General features: G+C 65.4%; 20 protein-coding genes. 10 read left to right on the top strand and 10 right to left on the bottom strand.

Features of this window, described 5'->3' with window-relative positions:
• The first annotated feature begins 3 nt into the window (after nucleotides 1-3).
• Both GTP44_RS22425 and GTP44_RS22420 read left to right on the top strand, forming a co-directional pair.
• A complete protein-coding gene (locus tag GTP44_RS22425) occupies nucleotides 4-1431 on the top strand; it encodes a sigma-54-dependent transcriptional regulator (RefSeq protein WP_161021161.1) in 1428 nt (475 codons plus the stop codon).
• Complete coding sequence (locus GTP44_RS22420; protein ID WP_161021160.1) at nucleotides 1428-2759, top strand: sensor histidine kinase; 1332 nt, start codon at nucleotides 1428-1430, stop codon at nucleotides 2757-2759. The genes GTP44_RS22425 and GTP44_RS22420 overlap by 4 nt, the downstream gene beginning before the upstream one ends.
• Here GTP44_RS22420 and GTP44_RS22415 read toward each other — a convergent pair.
• Nucleotides 2743-3183, bottom strand: coding sequence for a hypothetical protein (locus GTP44_RS22415; RefSeq protein WP_161021159.1), 441 nt, complete (start codon nucleotides 3181-3183; stop codon nucleotides 2743-2745). The genes GTP44_RS22420 and GTP44_RS22415 overlap by 17 nt on opposite strands.
• A 64-nt stretch (nucleotides 3184-3247) precedes the next feature.
• Entirely contained in the window at nucleotides 3248-4984 is a 1737-nt protein-coding gene (locus GTP44_RS22410) for a methyl-accepting chemotaxis protein (protein WP_229257034.1), read from the bottom strand.
• A 200-nt stretch (nucleotides 4985-5184) separates the two neighbouring features.
• On the opposite strand from GTP44_RS22410, the gene GTP44_RS22405 reads away from it, so the two are divergent.
• Nucleotides 5185-6585 carry an L-cystine transporter gene (locus GTP44_RS22405; protein ID WP_160992236.1) on the top strand — a complete coding sequence of 467 codons (1401 nt, stop codon included), beginning with the start codon at nucleotides 5185-5187 and terminating at the stop codon, nucleotides 6583-6585.
• Between the two features lie 62 nt (nucleotides 6586-6647).
• On the top strand, nucleotides 6648-6959 hold the full coding sequence (locus GTP44_RS22400; protein ID WP_161021158.1) for a hypothetical protein: 312 nt from the start codon (nucleotides 6648-6650) through the stop codon (nucleotides 6957-6959).
• 60 nt (nucleotides 6960-7019) lie between these two features.
• Here GTP44_RS22400 and GTP44_RS22395 read toward each other — a convergent pair whose 3' ends face one another.
• From GTP44_RS22395 to GTP44_RS22380, 4 genes are all read right to left on the bottom strand, one after another.
• Nucleotides 7020-8441 carry an OmpP1/FadL family transporter gene (locus GTP44_RS22395; RefSeq protein ID WP_161021157.1) on the bottom strand — a complete coding sequence of 474 codons (1422 nt, stop codon included), beginning with the start codon at nucleotides 8439-8441 and terminating at the stop codon, nucleotides 7020-7022.
• Nucleotides 8442-8637: 196 nt separating this feature from the next.
• Complete coding sequence (locus GTP44_RS22390) at nucleotides 8638-11874, bottom strand: efflux RND transporter permease subunit (protein ID WP_161021156.1); 3237 nt, start codon at nucleotides 11872-11874, stop codon at nucleotides 8638-8640.
• Nucleotides 11875-11886: 12 nt separating this feature from the next.
• Nucleotides 11887-13053, bottom strand: a complete 1167-nt coding sequence (locus GTP44_RS22385; protein WP_161021155.1) for an efflux RND transporter periplasmic adaptor subunit — start codon at nucleotides 13051-13053, stop codon at nucleotides 11887-11889.
• A 197-nt stretch (nucleotides 13054-13250) separates the two neighbouring features.
• Nucleotides 13251-13673, bottom strand: a complete 423-nt coding sequence (locus GTP44_RS22380; protein ID WP_161021154.1) for a divergent PAP2 family protein — start codon at nucleotides 13671-13673, stop codon at nucleotides 13251-13253.
• 108 nt (nucleotides 13674-13781) lie between these two features.
• Here GTP44_RS22380 and GTP44_RS22375 point away from each other — a divergent pair, with 108 nt between their 5' ends.
• Together GTP44_RS22375 and GTP44_RS22370 are read left to right on the top strand one after the other, a co-directional pair.
• Nucleotides 13782-14846 (top strand): DUF475 domain-containing protein, encoded by a 1065-nt coding sequence (locus tag GTP44_RS22375; protein WP_161021153.1) that lies wholly within the window; start codon nucleotides 13782-13784, stop codon nucleotides 14844-14846.
• Nucleotides 14847-14859: 13 nt separating this feature from the next.
• Nucleotides 14860-15231 carry a DUF8785 domain-containing protein gene (locus tag GTP44_RS22370; RefSeq protein ID WP_160992242.1) on the top strand — a complete coding sequence of 124 codons (372 nt, stop codon included), beginning with the start codon at nucleotides 14860-14862 and terminating at the stop codon, nucleotides 15229-15231.
• A 46-nt stretch (nucleotides 15232-15277) separates the two neighbouring features.
• Here the strand turns inward: GTP44_RS22370 and GTP44_RS22365 are convergent, their stop codons facing one another.
• On the bottom strand, nucleotides 15278-17431 hold the full coding sequence (locus GTP44_RS22365) for a coiled-coil domain-containing protein (RefSeq protein ID WP_229257033.1): 2154 nt from the start codon (nucleotides 17429-17431) through the stop codon (nucleotides 15278-15280).
• Between the two features lie 94 nt (nucleotides 17432-17525).
• Nucleotides 17526-18515: a serine/threonine protein kinase gene (locus GTP44_RS22360; RefSeq protein ID WP_161021152.1), complete on the bottom strand. Its 990-nt coding sequence runs from the start codon at nucleotides 18513-18515 to the stop codon at nucleotides 17526-17528.
• Between the two features lie 56 nt (nucleotides 18516-18571).
• Between GTP44_RS22360 and GTP44_RS22355 the strand changes: the two genes are divergently transcribed.
• The 4 genes from GTP44_RS22355 (at nucleotide 18572) to GTP44_RS22340 (ending at nucleotide 21936) form a co-directional block, all read left to right on the top strand.
• Nucleotides 18572-19270: a UPF0149 family protein gene (locus GTP44_RS22355; protein WP_161021151.1), complete on the top strand. Its 699-nt coding sequence runs from the start codon at nucleotides 18572-18574 to the stop codon at nucleotides 19268-19270.
• Between the two features lie 148 nt (nucleotides 19271-19418).
• The gene (locus GTP44_RS22350) at nucleotides 19419-19670 is read left to right on the top strand and encodes an alpha/beta hydrolase family protein (protein ID WP_161021150.1); all 252 of its coding nucleotides are present in this window, start codon (nucleotides 19419-19421) and stop codon (nucleotides 19668-19670) included.
• A 28-nt stretch (nucleotides 19671-19698) separates the two neighbouring features.
• Entirely contained in the window at nucleotides 19699-21024 is a 1326-nt protein-coding gene (locus GTP44_RS22345; RefSeq protein ID WP_371867298.1) for an Nramp family divalent metal transporter, read from the top strand.
• A gap of 30 nt (nucleotides 21025-21054) precedes the next feature.
• A complete protein-coding gene (locus GTP44_RS22340) occupies nucleotides 21055-21936 on the top strand; it encodes a cupin-like domain-containing protein (RefSeq protein ID WP_161021148.1) in 882 nt (293 codons plus the stop codon).
• On the opposite strand, the gene GTP44_RS22335 is transcribed toward GTP44_RS22340, so the two are convergent.
• Nucleotides 21929-22921, bottom strand: coding sequence for a DUF1176 domain-containing protein (locus GTP44_RS22335; RefSeq protein ID WP_161021147.1), 993 nt, complete (start codon nucleotides 22919-22921; stop codon nucleotides 21929-21931). The two genes, GTP44_RS22340 and GTP44_RS22335, sit on opposite strands and share 8 nt — an antisense overlap.
• The gene (orn, locus tag GTP44_RS22330) at nucleotides 22921-23508 is read right to left on the bottom strand and encodes an oligoribonuclease (RefSeq protein ID WP_161021146.1); all 588 of its coding nucleotides are present in this window, start codon (nucleotides 23506-23508) and stop codon (nucleotides 22921-22923) included. Before orn ends, GTP44_RS22335 begins: the two co-directional genes overlap by 1 nt.
• Between the last annotated feature and the right edge of the window lie 48 nt (nucleotides 23509-23556).

Genomic DNA, 23556 nt, shown 5'->3' with positions numbered 1-23556 from the left:
GCCATGGATTCCACTCGCAAGCAACGTATCTTAATTATCGACGACGACAGCGCGGTGCAGGTGTCGCTGGCCCTGCTACTGAAACAGGCCGGCTACGACGCGCTGTGCGCCGACGATCCACAACAAGCGCTGGCCCGACTGGCACAGCAGCCGGTCGACCTGGTGCTGCAGGACATGAACTTCTCGTTGCAGACCAGCGGCGAGGAAGGCTTGCAGCTGCTGGCCGACCTCCGCGCCATGCAGCCCGCCTTGCCGGTGCTGCTGATGACGGCCTGGGGCTCGATCGCGCTGGCGGTACGCGGCATGCAGGCCGGCGCGGCCAACTTCTTTACCAAGCCGTGGGACAACACACAGCTGGCGGAACTGGTGCGCACCACGCTGGAGGCGGCCACACCGGCGGCGCGGGCCTCACGCCAGGCGCTCGATGCGCAGTTCGATTTCAGCGGCATCATCGGCGAGCATCCGCGCCTGCTGAAGGTGCTGGGCACCATCGGCCAGGTGGCCAACACGCGAGCGCCGGTGCTGATCCTCGGCGAGAGCGGCTGCGGCAAGGAACTGATCGCCGACGCCATCCACCGCAACAGCGCGCGCGCCGGCAAGGCGGTGGTCAAGATCAATATGGGGGCGATCTCGCCGTCGCTGTTCGAGAGCGAGATGTTCGGCCATGTGCGCGGCGCCTTCACCGACGCCAAGACGGACCGCAAAGGCCATGTCGCCAGCGCGCACGAGGGCACGCTGTTCCTCGATGAGATCGGCGAGTTGAACCGTTCGGATCAAGTCAAGCTGCTGCGCGTGTTGCAGGATCAGACCTATCAGCCGGTGGGCGCCAGCCGCACCGAGCGCGCCGATGTGCGGGTGGTGTCGGCCACCAACCGCGAGCTGGCGGAGCTGGTGGCCAGCGGCGAATTCCGCGAAGATTTGTTTTACCGCCTGAACCTGATCACGATCCGCCTGCCACCGTTGCGCGAGCGGCGCAGCGACATCCCTTTGCTGGCGCGGCATATCCTCGGCGAGGTGGCGGCCAGCTATGGCCTGCCGTCGGCCACGCTGGCGCCGCAGGCGCTGGAGTGGCTCAGCGCGCAGCCCTGGCCGGGCAATATCCGCCAGTTGAAGCAGACGCTGGAGCGGACCTTGCTGCTGGTGGGCCGCGGCGAGTTGCGGCAGGCGGATTTTATCGCCATCGAACAGCATGAGCATGGCGGCACGGCGGGCGGCCTGCGCGGCGTCGACGGCATGACGCTGGAGCAGGTCGAGCGGCACATGATCGCCCACGCGCTGGAACAACATCACGGCAACATCTCGCGCGTGGCCAAAGCGCTGGGGCTGAGCCGCACCGCGCTGTACCGCCGCCTCGAACGTCACGGCCTCGGCAGCGCGCCGGCGGCGTCCGACGACGGCCACCTCGCCCACGACATCGGCGGTGGACGATGAGCTTGCGCTGGCGGCTGTACGCGTACCTGATCGCCGCGCACGGACTGTTCCTGGTGAGCACGGTGGTGTTGCTGCGCGAGCGACCGGCGCTGATGCTGGCGCTGGAGGCGGCGGTGCTGCTCAGCCTGTTGCTGGGCGTGCGCCTGATCCGCCGCGCGCTCGAACCGCTGGGCTACACGCGCCACTTTCACGACCTGTTGCAGGACCAGCACTACGCCGCCCGTCTGCAGCAAAGCGGCGACGCCGAACTCAACGAGCTGGTGCAACTGTTCAACACCATGTTGGGCCTGCTCTATCAGGAGCGGCTGCAGATCGGCGAACAGCAAGGCTTCCTCGACCGGCTGCTGGAAGCCACGCCCAGCGCCGTCATCGTGTTCGACTTTGATGGCCGCATCAGCCTGCTGAACGCCAGCGCCCAGGCACTGGTTGGCCTGCATAGCGCCAAAGGCATGCGGCTCGGCGACTGCGCGGGCGAAGCCGGCAGTCTGCTGGCGCAGCTGGACGCGCTGCCGCTCGGCGACTCCCAACTGCTCAGCGACACCGACGGCCGCCGCTATCGCGGCCAACGCGGCCAGTTCTATGATCGCGGCTTCGCCCGCCACTTCCTGCTGGTCGAGGAACTGACCGAGGAACTGGCAAGCTCGGAAAAGACCACCTACGAAAAACTGATCCGGGTGCTGGCCCATGAAGTCAACAACACCGTCGCCGCCACCGGCTCGGTGCTCGACTCGCTGCTCTACTACCGCGACCAGCTCGCCGAGCACGACCGCGACGACTTCGCCACCGCCATCCTCGCCGTGCAGCGCCGCAACGCCAGCCTGGGCGAATTCATCGAGCGCTTCACGCGCGTGGTCAAGATGCCGACGCCGGAACCGCGTCCCAACGCCGTGCGCGACATCATGGACGACATACTCTACCTGTACCGCGAGCCATGCCGCAGCCGGGGCATCGACCTCGCCTGGCAGCGCTGCGACGACGTGCCCGCCATCGCGATGGACCGGCAACTGATGGAGCAGGCATTATTGAACGTGGTGAAAAACGCGATGGAGGCGGTGGACGCCGGCGCGGTAGACGACAAGAGCATCGCCTTCGTGCTGGCGCGCGAGGCGGACGGCGTGCGTCTGTCGGTGATCGACAGCGGCAACCTGCTGGGCCAGGTGCCGGCGCGTCAGTTGTTCACACCCTTCTTCACCACCAAGAAAGGCGGCCAGGGCATCGGCCTGCTGTTCGTGCGCGAAGTGCTGAACCGGCACGGCTTCGCCTACAAGCTGGCCGCCACCGGCGACGGCGCGACCAGCTTCGACATCTGGTTTACTTCTCGCGCTTGACGCGCGGCGCGGTGCGCGAGCCGTCGATGTCCATGTAAATCGCGCCCATCGCGCCGCGCTCCAGCTTGACCTTGGGATTGGTGGCCGACATCGCCTCGTCGCTGCCATCGGCGATCCGCCATACCTGGCCGTTGGCCAGGCGAATGCGCTGGTTCGGCACCCAACCGTCGAACTCGCCGACGATGGACGATTCGATGGCGTCGATCTTGGCGGCGTTTTGCTGGCCGAACTCCTGCACCAGTTGGTTGGGCGTCGGCGCGGTGGCCGCCGCGACCGCCACCACCGTTTTAGCGCCACTCAGCGGAATCGCGTTATAGCAGGCCAGACGCAGCGGGCCATCGTCCAGCTGGCGGCATTTGAGCAACGCCGCGTCATCGGCCAGCGCGGCCGTCGAAACCAACATCAGGGCAAACAGGACTTTCATCGGGGCTGATCCATAAAAGAGTGACTGGACGCCCGGCGCTGCGACCGGGCGGGTCACAATTATCTCAGAATTCCTCCCAATCATCGCCACCGGCCTTGGCGGTGCTGATTTGCTTCTGCGGCGGCGCCGCCACGCGCGGCGCCGGTTTGGCCGCACTGGCCGTCACTGACATCGAAGCCGGTGCCGGCTTGCGCGCAGGCGCCACCGGCTTGCGTGCCGCCACCGGGGCGGCCGGACGCGGCGTGCTCACGCCATCGAGTCGGAACACGCTGACCACCCGCTCCAGATTGACGGCCTGATTCTGCATCGCCTCCGCCGCCGCCGCCGCCTCCTCCACCAGCGCCGCGTTTTGCTGGGTCACGGTGTCCATCTCGCTGACCGCCTGGTTAATCTGCTCGATGCCGGCGCTCTGCTCGTCGCCGGCGGTGGAGATATCGGCCATGATGGCGGTCACGCGCTGCACGCTGGCGACCACGTCGTCCATGGTCTGGCCGGCCTGCGCCACCAGCTTGCTGCCGATCGCCACCTGTTCGACCGAATTGCCGATCAGTTCCTTGATCTCCTTGGCCGCCGACGCCGAGCGCTGCGCCAGCGTGCGCACCTCGGACGCCACCACGGCGAAACCACGGCCCTGCTCGCCGGCGCGCGCCGCCTCGACCGCCGCGTTCAGCGCCAGAATATTGGTCTGGAAAGCGATGCCGTCGATCACCGCGATAATGTCGACAATCTTGCGCGACGACTCATGGATCGCGCCCATCGTGTCGACCACCTGCGCCACCACCGAACCACCCTGCTGCGCCACCGATGACGCCGACTGCGCCAGCTGGTTGGCCTGGCGCGCGTTGTCGTTGTTCTGGCGCACCGCGCTGGTCAGCTCCTCCATCGACGACGCCGTCTCTTCCAGCGAACTGGCCTGCTGCTCGGTACGCGCCGACAAATCCTGGTTGCCACTGGCGATCTGGGTCGAGGCCGAGGCGATGGTCTCGGTGCCGACACGTACCTCGGCGACGATGCCGGCCAGCGCATCGCGCATCATCTTCATCGCGTGCAGCATGCTGTGCTGGTCGTTGCCGGCGGTATTCACCACCACCGTCAGGTCGCCGGCGGCGATCCGGCTGGCGATTTCCGCCGCATAGTCCGGCTCGCCGCCGAGCTGACGCAACAGGCTGCGCGCAATCGTCGCCGCCGCCACCGCGCCGACCACCAGCGCCAGACCGCTCAGCACCACCATCAGCGTGCGCGCGCGCTGATAGGCGGCGCTGGCCTCGGCCGCATCGGCCTCATTGGTGGACTGCTGCAACGCCGCATACTGGTCCATCGCATCCTGCCATTGCTGGGTGCTCGGACCGGCCTGCTTCATCAGCAACTCGGTGGCCTCGGCGTCCTTGTCGGCCAGCGCCAGCTCGAACAGCTTGTCGTTCATCGGCCGCGTGGCCTTGGCATGCCCGGCGATGCGCTCGCGGATCGCCACGCCTTGGGCGGTGGCCGGCATCTTGGCCAGCGCCTCGACCGCCGCGTTGTAGTCGGCGCGGGCCTTGGTCACCTTCTCCATCTCGGCACGGATGGCGGCTGGTTCATGCAACAGCACCACGCTGCGCGACACGCGCGCCACAATATGCACCGATTCGGACATGGTGTTGACCAGCTGCGTCTTGACCGCATTCTCATTGACGATGCGCTCCAGCTTGGCATGGATCGTGCTCATGTTGAACAGGCCGAGTATCGCCACCGCCAGTAACAGCATCAGTACCAGACCGAAACCTAAACTGAGGCGGGTACCCACTTTCATGTTCATAGTCATATGCGCCACTCCTTTGCGATAGGTGACCTTAAATTGTACCGTCGCGTTATCACGATAATTAACAATACGTTTCAAAACATAACTAATTACAACAGTTCATATATGCTTTACGAATAGCTATATAGCTAAATAATCTCCAGACCTTCTAAGCAGGCAGATAAAATGCGTGATTGGTTACAACAAGGTAGTAAGGGCAAGCCATGGCGATAAATGTGATTCTCAACCTGCTGGCGGCGCTGGCACTCCTCGGTTTTCTGTACGCGCAGCAGCGCCGGCAGGCGTCATTTTCGGTGCGGGTGTTCACCGGTATGGGGCTGGGCGTGGTTTTGGGGGCGGCCCTGCAACTGATCTACGGCGCCGGCGCGGCCGAGGTGGCGACCACCGGCGACTATCTGGACATCGTCGGCAGCGGCTACGTCAAGCTGCTGCAGATGATTGTGATGCCGCTGATTATGGTGTCCATCATCGGCGCCATCCTCAAGCTCAAAGGCATCAACGCGCTCGGCAAGATCAGCGCGCTGACCATCGGCACGCTGATGCTCACCACGCTGATCGCGGCCAGCATCGGCATCCTGATGGCCAAGGTTTTCAGCCTGAGCGCGGTCGGCCTGACCGCTTCCGCCGCCGACATCGCGCGCGGCGTCTACCTGCAAGGCAAAGTCGAATCGGCGCAGGCGATTTCGCTGCCGAGCATGCTGCTGAGCTTCATTCCGGCCAATCCCTTCCTCGACATGACGGGCGGCCGCAAAACGTCCACCATCGCGGTGGTGATCTTCTCGGTCTTCATCGGTATCGCCGCCACCGGCATCCACGACAAGAAGCCGGAGATCTTCGCCACCTTCGCCCGCTTCATCGAGGTGGCGCACGCGATCGTGATGCGCATCGTCACGCTGGTACTGCGCCTGACGCCGTATGGCGTGTTCGCGCTGATGGCGCAGGTGGTGTCGACCTCCAGCTACACCGACATCCTGCGCCTGGTCGACTTCGTGCTGGCCTCGTACAGCGCGCTGTTGCTGATGTTCGGGGTGCACCTGCTGATCGTCACCGGCCTGGGCCTGAACCCGCTGCGCTGGACGCGGAAAATCCTGCCGCTGCTGACCTTCGCCTTCACCTCGCGCAGCAGCGCCGGCGCCATTCCGATGAGCGTGCAGACGCAGACCCAGCGCCTGGGCACGCCGGAAGGCATCGCCAACTTCGCCGCCTCGTTCGGCGCCACCATCGGCCAGAACGGCTGCGCCGGCATCTATCCGGCGATGCTGGCGGTGATGATCGCGCCGACCGTCGGCATCGATCCGTTCACCCTCGGCTTTATCGCGCCGCTGCTGGCCATCATCACCATCGGCTCGGTGGGCGTGGCCGGGGTGGGCGGCGGCGCCACGTTTGCCGCGCTGATCGTGCTGTCGTCGATGAACCTGCCCGTGGCGCTGGCCGGCCTGCTGATTTCGATCGAACCGCTGATCGACATGGGCCGCACCGCGCTCAACGTCAGCGGCTCGGTCACCGCCGGCGCCGTCACCAGCCGCGTGCTGGGCGAAACCGACCAGGCCATTTTCAACAGCGACGCCGACCAACCGATCGACGGCGACCGCAAAGTGGCTTGAGGCGGGAACTGCCGGTCAGCCGGCGCAGTCTAATTATTTCTTTTTGAACGAAAGGAAAAATGATGACTATCCTCCCTCACACCATCAAAGCGCTGCTGGGCGCGACGCTGGCAGTTACGTTGCTGGGCGCTTGCAACAAGCGTCCGGCAGACCAGCCACAATCCCCGGCCACCGCCACGCCGGATACCACCACCCCGCCCGCCACCACCACACCCGATAACCCCACCACACCATCCGGCAGCGGCGCCGGCGGAACGGGTACGGGCACCAGCGGCACGGGCACAGGCGCTACGGGTACCAGCGGGACCGGCACCACCGGCAGCACGCCACCTCCGCAGCAAGAGCCGCCACCGTCCACCACGCGCGGCCAATAGAAAAGGCCACGCGAAAAAAAGGGCCCGCAGGCCCTTTTGAAAACACCGCGCCGAACGCGATCAGAACTTGTAGTTATACGACAAACCAAGCAACGACAGATGCGTCTGATAAACGCCGCGCGTGGTTTCACCATTGCCGGTGCAAGCAGTCGCCAGCGGGTTGCACTGGTTGCTGTAGTTGATTCGCGCATCCTTGAAGTCGAGGAAGCTATACGCCAGATCGATCGACGAACGCGGGCTCAGCTTCCAGTTGGCGCCAATCGAATATTGCATGCGGTCGCTGTCCGGCAGCGCTGGGTGGGTCAACTCGGCGCTTTTCACCGGCGACTGGTCGTGCGCGATACCGCCGCGCAGCGTCAGGTTTTCGCTAAACGCATAGTTCGCGCCCAGCGACACGCGCACCGTGTTTTTCCATTGCTGGCGAATCACTTCCGCGCCTTCCGTGGTGCCCGGGAACTCGATGTCCAGGTTACCCATACGGTTGTTGCGGGTGAAAGTCACGTCCGCCATGCCGGCCCATTTCGAATTGAACTGATGGAACACGTTAGCCGACAGGGTTTCCGGCGTGCGCAGCGCCACCAGTGCGGCCGAGTTCTGCTTGCGCGAGGCGGTCTGCAGCACCTTGTTGACGATCGGATCGCTGGTCACCTGCGAGAAGTCCCACACGGTGCTGCCGCGCAACTTGTGCGAGATCGACGAGCGGTATGCCAGGCCGAAACGGGTGTTCTCGTCCAGCGTGAACATATAGCCCAGGTTGAAGCCCCAGCCCCAGTCCTTGCCGTCGTTCGAGCCGTGGCCGTCGCGCGCGGTGCGCAACAGCGCCGGATTGCCGCCCAGCGTGGCGATCTGACGGATCAGCGCCGCGCCCTGGGCGGCGCCGGCACCGCTCGACAGCGCGGCGACCGAACCCGGTACATCCACCGCCTGGCCCAGTTCCGCCTTCATGAACTCGGCGTCGATACCGAAGCCGAAGGCGTGGTGTTCGTTCAGTTTCCACGCCACCGACGGGTTCAGCGTGATCGCTTCCAGTTTGATGTTGGACAGCGCGTAGCGGCCGTTCCAGTCGTTGCCGTAGTCCAGCTTGGCGCCGTAAGGCACGTACAGGCCGAAGCCGGCGGTCCACTGGTCATCCAGCTTCTTGCTGAGGTAGAGCGACGGCGCCGCCACCGCGGTCGGCACGTAGTCGTTGGCGGCGCTACCGCCGGTCGGGGTGCCGGTGAAGCGGGTCGAACCGGTGTCGTTATAGGTCGAGTGCGGCATCACGACGGTGGTGCCGACGCTGATTTGCGTGCCGTCCAGGCGCGACAGGCCGGCCGGATTGTAGAAGATGGTCGAGGCGTCCGCCGCTTCGGCGCCGTTGGCGTCGGCCGTGCCCTGGCCGGAGATGCTCTGCGAACCGAAACGATAGCCGGACGCTTGCGCGCCAACGGAAACAGCGCCCAGGGCGGCGGCAATGATCAGAGTAAGGTACTTGGGCTGCATGGTAGTCTCGCTTTATGAATGGTTTTATCGGCCCCGTAGCCGGCGGTACGGGATGGCCAGCAGCATACTACACAAATAAAACACCTCGGCTAGAGGGCGAATACTAATTAAAACCTTGAAACCGAGCATACGCTCTGCATCCTGAGCGACAAAAAAGGGCCCGCAGGCCCTTTCTCTTGATCCATCAAGAATGCTTTTATGCAATCTTGCGTGCATCCTCCTGCAACGGCTGTTGCGGCGATTTCGGACCGCGCCCGGTCAGCTTGCGGACGCCGCGCACGATCGCGCGGAACACGAAGCGGATCAGCAGCAAGGTCAGGATGGCCTCGACCAGCGTCACCAGTCCGGCCACGACCACCGGCCAGCGGGCCGCGCGGCGGCGGAACTTGGCGCCCATGCGGTCCTTGCTGATCTCGATGCTGTCGTAGAAGGTCGGCACCATCAGCAGCGTCAGCAAGGTGGAGGTGATGGTGCCGCCGATGATCGCGATCGCCATCGGGCGGTAGAACTCGCCGCCCTCGCCCAGGCCTATCGCCACCGGCAACATGCCGGCGATCAGCGCGAAGGTGGTCATCAGGATCGGCCGCAGACGCATGCGGCCGGCGTACATCAGCGCCTCCTCGCGGCTGAAGCCCTCTTCCTGGCGCTTGCGCGCCGCGTCCAGCAGCAGGATGGCGTTCTTCGCCACCAGGCCCATCAGCATGATCACGCCAATCAAGCTCATCAAGTTGATGGTGCTGTTGGTGGCCAGCAGACCCAGCACCACGCCGATCAGCGACAGCGGCAGCGACAGCATCACGCCGAGCGGCGCCGTGAAGGAACCGAACTGCATCACCAGGATCAGATACATCAGGCCGACACCAGCCACCAGCGCGATCCCCATGGCGCCGAACACTTCCTGCATGTCCTTGCCGGCGCCGCCCAGCGCCAGGCCGTAGCCGGGCGGGAAGTCGATGTCCTTGACCAGCTTCATGGCGTCGTTGGTCACTTCGCCCGGCGAGCGGCCCTCGACGTTGGCGCTGACCGAAATCACCCGCTTGCCATCCTTGTGCTTGATGGTGGACGGGCCCTTGCCCATCGTCACGCTGGCGATCTGGTCCAGCGGCACCATCTGGTTGGTGCCGGCCACGGCGATCGGCAGGCGCTCGATGTTCTCGGCGCTGGTACGGTCTTCCGGCGCCAGGCGCACCGCCACGTCGCGCGACTCGCCGGTCGGGTCGACCCAGTCGCCCACCTCGATACCGGCAAACGCCACCCGCAGCGCGCTGGCGGCGTCGCCGGCGGCGATGCCCATCGAGTTGGCCAGGCCGCGGTTGAGCACGATCTGCAGCTCGTCCTTCGGATCCATTTCCGACAGACCGACGTCGACCGCGCCCGGCACCTTGCGCAGCCGGTCCATGAAGGCGTTGGTGATTTCCATCAGCTTGCGCGAATCGGTGCCGGTGAATTCAATCTGCACCGGCTTGCGGGCGCCATTGCTCAGGTCGTCCAGCACGGTGTACTCGGCGCCGACCAGGCCGGCCAGTTTCTGACGCAGCTCCTTGGCGATCTCGACCACACCGCGATCGCGCTCGGTCTTCTTGCCGACGTCCACATACACGCGACCGCCGCTGAGGTTGACGTAACTGTTGGTGTCCTTGGTTTCCTTCAGCGAACGGGCGATCACGGCCGCGCTTTCCAGTTTGCGGCGTGAGTATTCCAGCGAGCTTGACGACGGCGTCCGCACATCGATGGCGATCGTGCCCCAGTCCGACGCCGGCACGAAGCTGGCGCCGCCGTGCGCCACCTGCAGGTAGATCGCGCCGACAAAGGTGGCCATGGCGATCACGCCCATCGAGCGGCGGTGATGCAGCGCCCAGGCGATGACGCGGCCGTAGCGGTCGGCCTGACGATCGAACCAGACGTTGAACCGGGCAAAATACTTCTCGATGCCACGGCGTGGCGCGTCGTGGTGGTCCGGCGGGTCGCCCCAGAAGGCCGACAGCATCGGGTCGAGCGTGAAGGAGATGATCAGCGACACCGCCACCGAACAGGTCACGGTCAGCGCGAACGGACGGAACCATTCACCGGTAATGCCCGGCATGAAGGCCACCGGAATGAACACCGCCATGATCGAGAAGGTGGTGGCGGCCACCGCCATGCCGATCTCGGCCGTGCCTTTCAGCGCGGCGGTGCGGCGGTCGGCGCCCAGCTGCATGTGGCGGACGATGTTTTCCCGCACCACGATGGCGTCGTCGATCAGCACGCCGATCGCCAGCGACAGCCCGAGCAGCGTCATGAAGTTCAGCGTGAAGCCACACAGCCAGACACCGATGAAGGCCGCCAGCACCGAGGTCGGCAGCGACAGCGCGGTGATCAGCGTCGAGCGCCACGAATTGAGGAAGGCGTACACCACGAAAATGGTCAGGCCGGCGCCGAACACCAGCGCGTGAATCACGTTGTCCAGGCTGGACTCGGCGTTTTCGCCGTCATCCTGGGTGATGTCCAGCTTGGTGCCGGCCGGCATTTCCTTCTGCATCTCCTCGGCCATCGCCTTGATCTTCCTGGCCACGGTCACGGTCGACGCGTCGCGCGAGCGGGTCACCGAGATACCGACGTTGGGCTTGCCGGAGCGCACGCTCAGGCTATTGGTTTCGGCAAAGCCGTCGACAATGGTCGCCACTTGCGCCAGGCGCACCAGGTCGTCGCCGTTGCGCTTGACCACCACTTTCTGGAACTCTTCCGGACGCTCGATGCGGCCCACCAGGCGGATGCTTTTTTCATCGAGCTCGCCGCGCACCTTGCCGACCGGCGCGTTGGTGTTCTGGTTGCGCAGCGCGTTGACCACGTCGTTGACCGAGACATGGTATTCGCGCAGTTTCTCGGCCTTCAGCAGCACGCTCAGCTCGCGCCGCAGGGCGCCGTCGATATTCACCGAGGCGACGCCGTCGATGCTGCGGAAGCGGTCGGCCAGCTTGTCCTCGGCCAGGCGCGAAATCGCCGCGTGGCTTTGCGAACTGGACGATAGCGCCATCTGCATCACCGGCTGCGCCGACGGGTCGATCCGTTGCAGGATCGGCTCGCGCATCTCGATCGGCAGCTTGTAGCGCACCGCCGCGATGGCGTTGCGGATCTCGTCCGAGGCCTCGATCAGGTTCTTGGTGAAGGTGAACTTGATGAAGATGCTGGCCGAGCCTTCCGAAGCGGTACTGTTAATCTCGGTCACGCCGGTGATCGAGTTCAGCGATTTTTCCAGGCGATTGACGATCTCGCGCTCGACCGTCTCCGGCGAGGCGCCCGGATACGGAATGGCGACGACGATGAACGGCACCTCGACGTCCGGGTTCTGGTTGACGCGCAGCTTGGTCAGCGCCATCAGACCCAGGCACATCATCGCGACGATCAGCACGATCGTCGCGACCGGCCGTTTGACACTAAAATCCGATAAGAACATGGTGGTTATCCTTTATTTGCCCGACGTTTGGGTCGACGCCGAGGCCACCGCCTTCGGCGTGCTCAGCACCACCTTCTGGCCATCCTTGAAGCCGGAGGCCGGCACGCGCACCACCATGTCGCCGGCCTTCAGGCCGGACAGCACCTGCCAGCGGCCACTGCGTTCGTCGCGGGTGCCGATGGTCAGCGGCACCTTGGCCAGCGTGCCGTTGTTGACGCGCCAGACATAGTTGCTGTCGCCGGCCTGGACCAGCGCCGACGGCGGAATCATCAGCGAATTGGCGCTCTGCGCCTCGACCCGGCCCTCGGCGTACAGGCCGGCCACGCCCGGACGGTTGTTGTCGGCGAACTCGACCAAGACTTCCACCTGGCGGGTGATGGCGTTGGCGGCCGGATCGACGCGCTTGACCTTGCCGTTGAACGGCTGCTCGCCATAGCCATTGACGCGGAACAGCACCGGCTGGCCGACCTTGACCACGCCGACCTTGTCGGCCGACACCGTGCCCTCGAAGCGCATGCTGCTCGGATCGATCACCTTGATCAGCTCTTTGCCGACCTGGGCGGTGTCACCGTTGGACACCTTGCGCTCGCTGACGATGCCGTCAAACGGCGCGCGCACCAGGGTGCGGGTCAGTTGCTGGCGCGCCGCGACCGAGCGCGAGCGGGCCGCCGCCAGATCGCTCTGGGCGTTGTTGCGGCGCACCTCGGCGTCCTCCAGCGCGGTGGTCGACACCATGCCGGAGGCCAGCAGGGTTTTCTGGCGCTCGTACATGCGCTGGGCCTGGGCCAGCGACTGCTCGGCGGCGCGGGTGGCCTCCTCGGCCGAGGTCAGGCTGTCGCGGATCGAGGTGTCGTCCAGCCGCAGCAGCACGTCACCCTTTTTAACCGTCTCGCCATTTTCCTTGAGTACCTGAATGACAATCGCGCCCACCTCGGCGCGCAGGTCGGCGCGGCGTTCCGGCTGGATCGAGCCGGTGATGACCGGGCCGGAGGCCAGCGCGTCCGAGGTGATGGTCAGCGTATCCTCCGCCGACATCTGCAGCGTCACTTTCGGCTGGTCTTTCGCTGCGGTAGCGGAGGCCGAAGCGCTGGCGCCAGCGTTCTCCGGCGCCTTGGCTGACTTGCCGCATGCCACCAGGGCAGAGGCAATGGCGATCGCTAATAGGGTTTTGCGCAACATAAAGTTCTCCGAAAAGTGGCACGCGGGGTGCTTTTAGAATTAGCCAGACTACAGGGCGCAGAGTATCCGCGACGGACCTTGTCAGGTCAATCACAGTGCGACGGACGGCAGAATTTGTGGCTGAAACGCCAAATAAGCGGATGAACGGTAGAGGGGATGGGCGGGATCGGACACCCGCCCGGACAGAGCGGACCGTGTCAGCCGCGGCCGAACAGGACGTAAACGAGGTGACCGATGGCGATGCCGGTGGCCAGGCCGCCGATAATTTCCACCACGGTATGCCCCATGCGCTCGCGCAGCGAGGTGTGGCCGCCGTCTTCCTTGGCGATGCGGTTGATCGCCGCTGCCTGCTTGCCGACGTGCTGGCGCAGGCTATTGGCATCAATGACAACAATGAAGCACAGCGTCACCGCCACGCCGAAGGCCGGATGGCCAATGCCCTCGCGCAGCGCGATCAAGGTCGCCATGCTGGACACCACGGCGCTGTGGTTACTCGGAAAACCGCCGTTGCCAACCAGATTGAAGGCCCATTTGCGCGCCTTGGCGCTATTAATCAGAAACTTGATCGGTCCCACCGTGAGCCAGGTAAGCAAGGGGGTAACGAGGTAAGCGAGGTCCATGGTGAAATCCCTAACATTTTTGTGGCGACATTATGGCAGATGGCCCCACAGCGGTGGAAGCAAGTAATATAAAATTCAGCCATTGCGTACATTTCAACAAAGACAACCATGCAACACTTCAGAATCTCGTTCGCCGTCACCTTCATTCTGCTGGCCCTGGGCGGCTGGTGGGGCTACAACCATGGCGGCATGGCCGGCCTGGCGCAGGCGCTGTGGATCACCGCCGTGCTCGGCATCATGGAAGTCTCGCTGTCGTTCGACAACGCGGTGGTCAACGCCTCGGTGCTGAAGCACTGGAACGCCTTCTGGCGCAAACTATTCCTGACGGTCGGCATTCTGGTGGCGGTGTTCGGCATGCGGCTGGTGTTCCCGCTGCTGATCGTCTCGATGGCCACCGGGCTGGGGCTGATGGAAGTGTGGCACATGGCGCTGAACACGCCGCAGGAATACTCGCGCTACCTGACCGGCGCGCACGCCGAGGTGGCCGCGTTCGGCGGCGCCTTCCTGCTGCTGGTGTTCCTCAACTTCCTGTTCGACGACCGCAAGCAGCTGCACTGGCTGGGCTGGATCGAGGAAAGCATCGGCAAGCACGGCACCGAAAGCCTGGCGGTGCTGCTGACCCTGGCGGCGGTGTTTGGCTGCGTCTCGCTGGTCGGCGCCGACCAACAATACAAGGTGCTGACCGCCGGCGTGGTCGGCGTCATCGTCTACCTGGCGGTCGGCTGGATCAGCGGCCTGCTGGAAGAAAAGGAACCGGCCGGCGGCGACGACGATGACACCACCGAGGCCGGCGTCGGTCCGGTGGCGGCCACCATCGCCAAGGGCAGCTTCGGCGGCTTCCTGTATCTGGAGGTGCTGGACGCCTCGTTCAGCTTCGACGGCGTGATCGGCGCGTTCGCCATCACCACCGACGTCGTCATCATCATGCTGGGCCTGGCGATCGGCGCCATGTTCGTGCGCTCGCTGACGGTGTTCCTGGTGCACAAGGGCACGCTGGACGAATACGTCTACCTGGAGCATGGCGCGCATTATGCGATCGGCATCCTGGCGCTGATCATGCTGGCCAGCGTCAAATACCATATCCCGGAGTGGATCACCGGCCTGTCGGGCGTGGCCTTCATCGGCGTCTCGCTGTGGTCATCGATCCGCCATAAACGCCAGCACAACGCGTGATACTATAGCCGCCATGACGACCTCGAAACGTGTAATCCTCTACTCGCTCGGCCTGCTGATGGCCGCCCTGCTGATGCTGGCCGCCTACACCTGGGCCATGCTCAACATCTCCTACTCGGACGGCGAGCGCGCCGGCTACCTGCAGAAATTCTCCACCCGTGGCTGGATCTGCAAAACCTGGGAAGGCGAAATTCTGCTGACCTCGATGCCGGGCGCGATCCCGGAGAAATTCGAGTTCAGCGTCCGCGATCCGCGGGTAGCCAGCGAACTGACGGCGGCCACCGGCAAGCGCGTCGTGCTCAGCTACGCCCAACACCGCGGCGTGCCGACCCAATGCTTCGGCGAAACCGAGTACTACGTCACCAAAGTGGCGGTCCAGCCGTAACGACAAGCCCCGGTGTCAGGTCTGACACCGGGGTTTGACACCGCGCCTAGTCCAGGGCGGCGATGCTGGCTTGCACCGTCGCCAGCGCTTTTTGCGCGGCGCCCAGGCGGCGGGTTTCGAGCTCCAGCAGTTGTTGTTTGGCGGCGGCCATCGCGACCGTCGTCTCGGCCACTTTGCGTTGCATCGCGGCGTGCGCCTGCGCGCTCTCCAGCAGCGCTTTCTGGGCGGTGGCCTTGTCGGCCATCGCTTGTTCGGCGGCCTGCTCTTCGTCGGCGCGTTGACGGGCGCTCGTGGCCACCGCGCGCTCCGCTTCCAGGCGGCCGGCGATCGCTTGCGAGGCGCGCACTTCCGAGGCGTTGGTGATGCGTTGCTGCGTCAGCTTCTGGTCGATCAGCGCCAGCGATTGGCGCTCGGCCTCGACGTATTCGCGCTCGGCCGCCAGCAGCGCTTCGGCCTTGGCGGCTTTTTCCTGCTCGACGCGGGCGCGCTCGGCGTGCACCGCGCCCAGTTCCACCGCCAGGTTGGCTTGCGCCGCCAGCGCCTGCGCGGCGATGGCTTTCTGTTCGGCTTCGGCCGAAACCTGTGCGGCCATCACGCGCGCCGCCTCGGCTTGCTTGTCGGCGGCGTCGGCCAGGCGTTGCCCGGCTTCCTGCTGCTGCTGGAACGCTTCGGTCTGCGCGCGCTCGGCGACCACGCGCTGACGCGCGGCTTCAGTGGCGCGCTGTTCGGCGTCCAGTTTTTCTTTCAGCGAGATGATGGCTTGCCGCTCGGCCTCGGCCCGCTCCTGCTCGGCGCGCAGCAGCGCGGCGGCGTGTTCGGCGCGCTCGCCGGCCAGCGCGCTGGCGGCGCGCTGCGCCTCCACTTGCTGTGCCATCGCGCTGACTTCGGCCTGCTCGGCGGCGTTCTGGCTGGCGGCCAGCTCGACGGCGGCGCGTGACAGCGACTCGCGCTCGCGCGCCAGATCGGCGGCGCGCTGCTGCTCCTGGCTGTCCGCGCGCGCGGCCTCGGCGGCGGCCTCTTCGGCGGCCTGGCGCAGCCGGGCCTGCTCCAGCGCGGCCGCTTCCGCCTCCACCTTGGCCAGCGTGGCGATCTCGGCGTCCTCTTCGACCTGCATGCGGGCCTGCGCGACGGCGCGCAACTGGTTGTCGACTTCGATCCGCGCTTCGGTGGCGGCGATGATGCGGGCGTCCGCTTCGCGGCGCGCTTCGGCGGCGGCGACCGCCACCGCTTCCATGCGCTCGCGGTGCAGCGCGGCGTCACGGATTTCTTTTTCGGTTTGCAGGCGCAGGCGCAGCGATTGCGCGGCGCTGCGTTCGGATTCGGCCTTGGACTGGGCGATCTGCTCGCGCTCCTGTTCCAGGTGCGCCAGCGCGCGCGCCTCTTCCAGCGCGCGCGCTTCGGCGGCGGAACGTTTGAAGGCCGCTTCCAGCGCGATCTTGTCGGCGCGCTCGCGCTGCTTGGTCAGTTCCAGCGCATCGGCCTCGGCTTCGGCCAGTTGCTGCGCGGTCAGGCGGGCGCCGGCGGCGTGACGCTCGCGTTCGCGCGCCAGCGTGGCGACGCGGGCGTCCGCCGAGGCGATGCCGACCACTGCCTCCTTGGCGGCCTGCACGGCGGCGACACGCTCGGCGGCCTGCCGGCGGGCTTGCTCGGTCTGCGCCTGCAACTCGGCGGCGGCGCGCGAGGCTTGCTCGGCCAATTCGGCTTCGGTGGCGATCTGTTCGTGGGCGCGCTGGCGGCTGACTTCCTCGGCCTTGGTGCGTTCCTCGGCGGCCTTGCGGATGGCGTTGTCGGCCTCGGCGCGGGCGCGCAGCTCGGCGGTTTCCTGCTTCACCGCGTCCAGCCGGGCGACGCTGGCCTGGGCGGCGGCGCGCAGCGAGTCCAGCCGCTCCTGATTGGCCTTGATCGCCTCCTCGGCCGCCTGCGCGTTCTGCTGCGCGACGGCGGCGGCGGCGGCGTCCACGGCGGCGCGGTCCTCGGCCAGCGCGCGGGCGCGGGCCTCGGCGTGGGCGCGGCTCTCGGCGGCGCAAGCGGCCTTGGCCTCGGCTTCCACCCGGGCGATGGCTTCCTGGATGGCTTTCATTTCCATCGCGGCGCGCGGCATCTGGGGCGGCGCGACGTCGTCGGGGTCAAGCACGGAGGCCATCGGCAATGGCAGCAGGGTGACGTCGTCGCGTGCTTGTTTGGCCAGTTGTGCTTGCATGAGAGTCTCGCTGAGAGGTTTTCCGAGCTCTCATTATCATGTAGCCATCAAGCAAGCCTAGCCGTAAGCAGAGGCGGAAAAACCCGCCAATTCTTCAAACTGGCAGCGGCGCCTCGTCCATCAGGGCGACCTGCTCGCGCAACTCCAGGATGCGGTCCTGCCAGTAACGCTGGGTGTTGAACCACGGAAAAGCCGCCGGGAAGGCCGGATCGTCCCAGCGCCGCGCCAGCCACGCCGAGTAATGGATCAGCCGCAGCGTGCGCAGCGCTTCCACCAGATGCATCTGGCGCGGGTTGAAGTCGCAGAAATCCTCGTAGCCGGCCAGAATATCGCCCATCTGGCGCACCTGCTCGGCGCGCTCACCGGACAACATCATCCACAGGTCCTGGATGGCCGGGCCCATGCGGGCGTCGTCGAAGTCGACGAAGTGCGGGCCGGCGTCGGTCCATAGCACGTTGCCGCCGTGACAATCGCCATGCAGCCGCAACTGCGGCAACGCGCCGGCGCGGTCGTAACAGCGGCGCACGCCGTCCAGCGCCTGCCGCGTGATGGCGGCGTACGAAGCCTTCAGATCCAGCGGGATAAAATCATGCGCCTGCAGAAATTCGCACGGCTCGGTGCCGAAGGTGTCGATATCCAGCGCCGGCCGGTGCGCGAACGGCCTGGTGGCGCCGACCGCGTGGATGCGGCCGATGAAGCGCCCGGTCCACTCCAGCACCGCCGGATCGCCGAGCTCGGGCGCGCGACCGCCGTGGCGGGTGAAGACGGCAAAGCGGAAGCCCTGGTGATGATGCAGCGTGGCGCCATGCAGCGCCAGCGCCGGCATCACCGGAATTTCGGCGTCGGCCAGCTCCCGCGTGAACGCGTGCTCTTCAAGGATGGCGTCATCGCTCCAGCGGCCGGGACGATAGAATTTGACCACCAGCGGCTGGTCATCCTCGATGCCCACCTGGTAGACGCGGTTTTCATAGCTGTTCAGCGCCAGCAGGCGGCCATCGCCGCGCAGGCCGATGCTGTCGAGGGCGTCGAGCACGCAATCGGGGCTCAACGCGGAATAAGGGTGGGATGCGGTCATAGCCGCCATTGTAAGCGGCGCGGACGTGTATACTGTCAGATTCACCCAAATAAATAGAGCAAGCTATGCAACTCGATCAGCCACTGAGCGACAAAGAATTCGACGAACTCGACAACTTCCTGCTGTCCGAACGCAGCCCGGAGGATGCCATGACCATGGACATGCTGCACGGCTACCTGACCGCCATCGCGATCGGCCCGGAAACCATCATGCCGTCCGAATGGCTGAAAAAGGTCTGGGGCAAGGAAGACACCGACGTGCCAAAGTTCAAGCACGAGAAGGAAGAGCAGCGCATCATCGAGCTGATCATGCGCTTCATGAACGAAGTGCTGGTGACGTTTGAAGTGGCGCCGAAGGAATTCGAGCCGCTGTTCGTCGAACACGAGCACGAAGGCCAGACGCTGATCGACGCCGAAGCCTGGTGCTGGGGCTTCTGGGAAGGCATGGAACTGCGCCCGGGTTCGTGGGAGCCGCTCTGGGATTCGGAAGTGGCCGACCTGATGCGTCCGGTCTACCTGCTCGGCGCGGACGAGATCGAGGAAGAAGAACTGCCGCTGGTGGAAGATCCGGTCAAGGCGCACAAGCTGGCGCAGGAACTGGAAGCCAACCTGCCGAACATCTACAAATTCTGGCTGCCGCGCCGCAAGGCCGCCGTCGAAACCGTCAAGCGCGACGAGCCGAAAGTCGGCCGCAACGACGATTGCCCTTGCGGCAGCGGCAAGAAGTTCAAGAAGTGCCACGGCGCCAACGACGCGGCGGAATGATCTCGCGCGCGGCGGCGGTGCTGCTCAGCATGGCCTGTCTGAGCGCCGGCCATGCCGTCGCGCAAACCGAACGACTGACCGACCGCACGCCGAGCGCTTCCAGTCCGGCGGCAAGGCCCTGCCCTACCGCCCGCTGCCGCCGGCCACCGTGGCAACCGGCAAGCGCTACCCGCTGGTACTGGTGCTGCATGGTTCCGGCGCCATCGTGGATGGTTTGCTGACCGCGCTGGTCGCCGACCTGCGCCAGCGCTATCCGATCGACGCCCAACGCATCCACATCACCGGTTTCTCGATGGGGGCGTCGGCGGCCAAGCAGGTGATCGTGCATGCTGCTCGCAAAGGCATGGCGCGCATGGCTGTTTTCGCAATGACGGAGCCGGCACGCCGCGTTCTAAAGTAGAATTTGGGCATTATTTTTCAGGATGCCTATGTTTTCGTTCAAGCTGCCCACCACCGCCACCGCGCCCTTCTGCCCGTCCGAAGTCGCGGGCACCGTCGCGGTGCCGGAAAGCGATCCGTTCTGGAAAAAAGTACTGCGCTTCGCCGGACCGGGCCTGCTGGTGTCGGTCGGTTATATGGACCCTGGCAATTGGGCGACCGCCATTCAGGGCGGCTCACAGTTCGGCTATCAGTTGCTGTTTGTGGTGGTGCTGTCGAGCCTGGCGGCGATCGTGCTGCAGTGTTTGAGCATGCGGCTGGGCATCGTCACCGGCAAGGACCTGGCCGTACATTGCCGCGAACAATATCCGCCGGCGGTCGGCAAAACGCTGTGGGGCTTCGCCGAGATTTCAATTATCGCCTGCGACCTGGCCGAGGTGCTGGGTTGCGCGCTGGCGTTCAAGCTGCTGCTGGGCGTGTCGTTGCCGACCGGCGTGGCGCTGACCGCGCTCGATACGCTGATCGTGCTGGGTCTGAAAGGCAAAGGCTTCCGCCAGGTCGAGGCCATCGTGCTCGGGCTGATTTTGACGGTGGCGATCTGCCTGTTCACCGAACTGATTTTCGTCAAGCCGGACTGGCAGGCGGTGGCGGCGGGCCTGGTGCCGTCGATCAGCGCGCTGTCGTCGCGCGAGCCGCTGTACCTGGCCATCGGCATCCTCGGCGCGACGGTGATGCCGCACAACCTGTATTTGCATTCGTCGGTGGTGCAAACGCGTGTGGTCAGCAAAACCGACCACGCCAAACGCGAGGCCATCGGCCTGTCGCGCATCGACACCATCATCTCGCTGCTGCTGGCGTTGCTGATCAACGGCGCCATTCTGGTGCTGGCGGCGGCCGCCTTCCATCGGCCCGACAACCCGGTCGTGCTCGACATCGACCAGGCCTACCTGCTGCTGGAACCGGTGGCCGGCACCGCGCTGGCCGCCATCCTGTTCGGCCTGGCCCTGCTGGCATCGGGACAAAGCTCGACCTTCACCGGCACCATCGCCGGCCAGGTCATCATGGAAGGCTTTCTGAAACTGAAGATCCCCTGCTGGCAACGGCGGATGCTGACGCGCGGCCTGGCGCTGATTCCGGCCATGATCGGCGTGCTGGTGTTGGGCGAACACTCGGTCGGCAAGCTGCTGGTGCTCAGCCAGGTGGTGCTGAGCATGCAGCTGCCGTTTGCCATGTACCCGCTGGTCAGCCTGACCTCGCAACGCCGCATCATGGGCAATTTCGCCAACGCCTGGTGGACCGTCGCGCTGGCCTGGTTCCTGTTCGCCCTGACCTCCGCCGCCAACGCCTGGCTGGTGTGGCAGGCGTTTTTTGAATAGACTGCGCTGTTTTTTTATTGCTGGTAGAAGATGTCAAGAACAAGCAAAGCCCTGCCGCCCCGTGTGCTGGCCACCGAAACGCCGGAACAAGCCGCCGCCAACAAGCAGGCGCGCGCGCAGCGCGACGCGCAAATCCGTGGCGTCAGTTCCATCCACGAGATGCGCGAAGCGATCAAGCAAGCCTCGCGCGCGCTGCCGACCATCGACGCGGTGCCGCGCGTCAAAGCGCTGACGGCGGCACAGTTCCGCGAACGCGCCGCGCCAGGCCTGCCGTTCCTGATCGACGGCGTCGTCAACCGCTGGCCGCTGGCCGCGCAGCCGCAGAGCCTGCTGCGCGAGCGCCACGGCGACATGCCGGTGCGCGCCCGCGTCGGCGACTACATCAACACCGCCTTCGCCGCCGACCGCGCGATGCGGGACATGAGCATGGCCGCATACCTCGACCTTGCCGAGCGCACCGAAGGCTTGCCGCCCTACCTCGGCAATCTGGAGCTGAAGGCGTTGAACAGCATGTGCCACTGGCCCACGTATTTCGACAAGATGGGCCCGGCGCGTTTCTGGATCGGCCCGGCCGGCACGCTGACGCCGCTGCATTGCGACTACGACGACAACATCTTCGCGCAGATCTGGGGCAGCAAGCGCATCTTCCTCGCGCCGCCGCATCATGATGCGTTCCTGTATGTGAAAGAAGCCAGCGCCATGCTGTTCGGCTCGCCGTTTAATCCGGAGGCGCCCGACTACGAGCGCTACCCGCTGGCGCGTCAGGCCACGCTGATCGAGGTGCTGGTGCGGCCGGGCGACATGCTGTACGTGCCGGCCGGCTGGTACCACCAGGTGCACGCGCTGACGTTCTCGCTGTCGTCCAACCGCTGGGCGCGTGGCGTGCCCTTCGTTTTGCGCGAGCCTAGTTGATCTGGCGCGCCAGCCATTGGCGCAGCATGAAGCCGCCACCGGGCATGCCCCGGCACAGCGGGCCGTTGGATGATTCCAGCAGCTTGAAGCCGTCGGCGGTCCACAGCCAGCTATTGAAGCTGCCGCAATCGCCCAGGCCGCGTCCCTTGGCGTAGGAACTCAGCACGCCATCCTCGAAATTGGCTTCGACCGCCGAGTCCTCCGGCTTGCCATCGACATCCGGCAACATCAGGCGCACCGGCGCATACGGCGGCTTGTCGTTGACGCGCCAGACACCATAAGCGCCCTGATACGCGCCCAGCGAGCACTGGCGCACCACCAGCAACTGGCTATCGGAGATGCGGTGGATGCTGCCGTAAGCGCCCTCGCTGGCGATGTCTTCACAGTCGGCGTCCTTCAACACGCCCAGGATGGCCGGCAGCAGCGCCTTGTCGCTGTCGCGCTGCGGCGGCAGCGACAAGGCGCGCAACGGCGGCGCCGGCAAGGCGGCCGGCACCGCGCTGGCCGGCTGACGGCCGGTCCGCACCAGCGCCGTCAGCGTGCCGACGCGCCCCTGCGCATCGTCCATCTTCAGCAGCACGGCATGCAAGCCGGCCAGCGACAAGGTCCACGTGTGCCGGCCATCCGAAACCTGCGCCGTGTCCGCCTTCTTCAAGGCCGGCAGCAGGCGCGCCATCTGCGCGGCCGTGATGTCCTGCCGGATGCCTTGAATCAGCACCTCGCCGGCGCGGATGCTCAGCGGCGCCTGGTCGTCCGCATCCTCGGCGTAGGCCATCAGCTTGCCCACCACCGGCGCGTTGCCGCCGCCGTCACGCGCCAGCCACAGCGTCACCGGCTCGCTCTGCGCCATGTTCTGGTAGCCGACCGCCTCGCAATGACGCGTGTTGTCGCAAGCGCTGGCCCAGTCCTTGTGCACGAACTCGCCGGCGTGGGCGCCGGCGGCCAGCAAGGCGCCCAGCGCCAGCGATGGCAGGCGCGCCGTCATCACAGTTTGATGAAATGCTCGCGGTAGTACTTCAGTTCTTCGATCGACTCAAGGATGTCGGCCAGCGCGGTGTGCTTCTGGGCTTTTTTGAAGCCGCTGACCATGGCAGGATTCCAGCGCTTGCCCAGTTCCTTCAGCGTCGACACGTCGATATTACGGTAGTGGAAGAACGCCTCCAGCTTCGGCATGTAGCGCACCATGAAGCGGCGATCCTGGCCGATGGTGTTGCCGCACATCGGCGCCTTGCCCTTCGGTACCCATTGCTTCAGGAACTTGATCAGCTCCTCCTCGGCATAGGCTTCGGTGATGGTCGACGCCTTGACGCGCTCGGTCAGGCCGGAGCGGCCGTGGGTGCCGGTGTTCCAGGCGTCCATCTTGGCCAGGGTTTCGTCCGACTGGTGGATGGCGAACACCGGCGCCTCGGCCAGCACGTTCAGGTGCATGTCGGTGACCACCACGGCCACTTCGATGATGCGGTCGGTTTCCGGCTCCAGGCCGGTCATTTCCATGTCCACCCACACCAGGTTGAATTCGTTCGGGCGTGGTGCTGCGGTTGCGCCTTCTGGCAAATCAGTAGCTTGTGACATAATTCTCTTTTCTTGGCTAAATTAATCCGAATCTGCCATTTTCTCACA

The sequence above is a fragment of the Duganella lactea genome (assembly GCF_009857505.1).
GTDB lineage: Bacteria > Pseudomonadota > Gammaproteobacteria > Burkholderiales > Burkholderiaceae_D > Rugamonas > Rugamonas lactea.
Note: the sequence above shows the minus strand (reverse complement) of the source record. Positions and strands in the feature narration are given on the sequence as shown.

What these genes read in the sequence shown, in the direction of transcription:
- GTP44_RS22425 (WP_161021161.1), top strand. Translation starts at nt 4, where the DNA reads ATGGATTCCACTCGCAAGCAACGTATCTTAATTATCGACGACGACAGC.
- GTP44_RS22420 (WP_161021160.1), top strand. Translation starts at nt 1,428, where the DNA reads ATGAGCTTGCGCTGGCGGCTGTACGCGTACCTGATCGCCGCGCACGGA.
- GTP44_RS22415 (WP_161021159.1), bottom strand. Translation starts at nt 3,183, where the DNA reads ATGAAAGTCCTGTTTGCCCTGATGTTGGTTTCGACGGCCGCGCTGGCC.
- GTP44_RS22410 (WP_229257034.1), bottom strand. Translation starts at nt 4,984, where the DNA reads ATGACTATGAACATGAAAGTGGGTACCCGCCTCAGTTTAGGTTTCGGT.
- GTP44_RS22405 (WP_160992236.1), top strand. Translation starts at nt 5,185, where the DNA reads ATGGCGATAAATGTGATTCTCAACCTGCTGGCGGCGCTGGCACTCCTC.
- GTP44_RS22400 (WP_161021158.1), top strand. Translation starts at nt 6,648, where the DNA reads ATGACTATCCTCCCTCACACCATCAAAGCGCTGCTGGGCGCGACGCTG.
- GTP44_RS22395 (WP_161021157.1), bottom strand. Translation starts at nt 8,441, where the DNA reads ATGCAGCCCAAGTACCTTACTCTGATCATTGCCGCCGCCCTGGGCGCT.
- GTP44_RS22390 (WP_161021156.1), bottom strand. Translation starts at nt 11,874, where the DNA reads ATGTTCTTATCGGATTTTAGTGTCAAACGGCCGGTCGCGACGATCGTG.
- GTP44_RS22385 (WP_161021155.1), bottom strand. Translation starts at nt 13,053, where the DNA reads ATGTTGCGCAAAACCCTATTAGCGATCGCCATTGCCTCTGCCCTGGTG.
- GTP44_RS22380 (WP_161021154.1), bottom strand. Translation starts at nt 13,673, where the DNA reads ATGGACCTCGCTTACCTCGTTACCCCCTTGCTTACCTGGCTCACGGTG.
- GTP44_RS22375 (WP_161021153.1), top strand. Translation starts at nt 13,782, where the DNA reads ATGCAACACTTCAGAATCTCGTTCGCCGTCACCTTCATTCTGCTGGCC.
- GTP44_RS22370 (WP_160992242.1), top strand. Translation starts at nt 14,860, where the DNA reads ATGACGACCTCGAAACGTGTAATCCTCTACTCGCTCGGCCTGCTGATG.
- GTP44_RS22365 (WP_229257033.1), bottom strand. Translation starts at nt 17,431, where the DNA reads ATGCAAGCACAACTGGCCAAACAAGCACGCGACGACGTCACCCTGCTG.
- GTP44_RS22360 (WP_161021152.1), bottom strand. Translation starts at nt 18,515, where the DNA reads ATGGCGGCTATGACCGCATCCCACCCTTATTCCGCGTTGAGCCCCGAT.
- GTP44_RS22355 (WP_161021151.1), top strand. Translation starts at nt 18,572, where the DNA reads ATGCAACTCGATCAGCCACTGAGCGACAAAGAATTCGACGAACTCGAC.
- GTP44_RS22345 (WP_371867298.1), top strand. Translation starts at nt 19,699, where the DNA reads ATGTTTTCGTTCAAGCTGCCCACCACCGCCACCGCGCCCTTCTGCCCG.
- GTP44_RS22340 (WP_161021148.1), top strand. Translation starts at nt 21,055, where the DNA reads ATGTCAAGAACAAGCAAAGCCCTGCCGCCCCGTGTGCTGGCCACCGAA.
- GTP44_RS22335 (WP_161021147.1), bottom strand. Translation starts at nt 22,921, where the DNA reads ATGACGGCGCGCCTGCCATCGCTGGCGCTGGGCGCCTTGCTGGCCGCC.
- orn (WP_161021146.1), bottom strand. Translation starts at nt 23,508, where the DNA reads ATGTCACAAGCTACTGATTTGCCAGAAGGCGCAACCGCAGCACCACGC.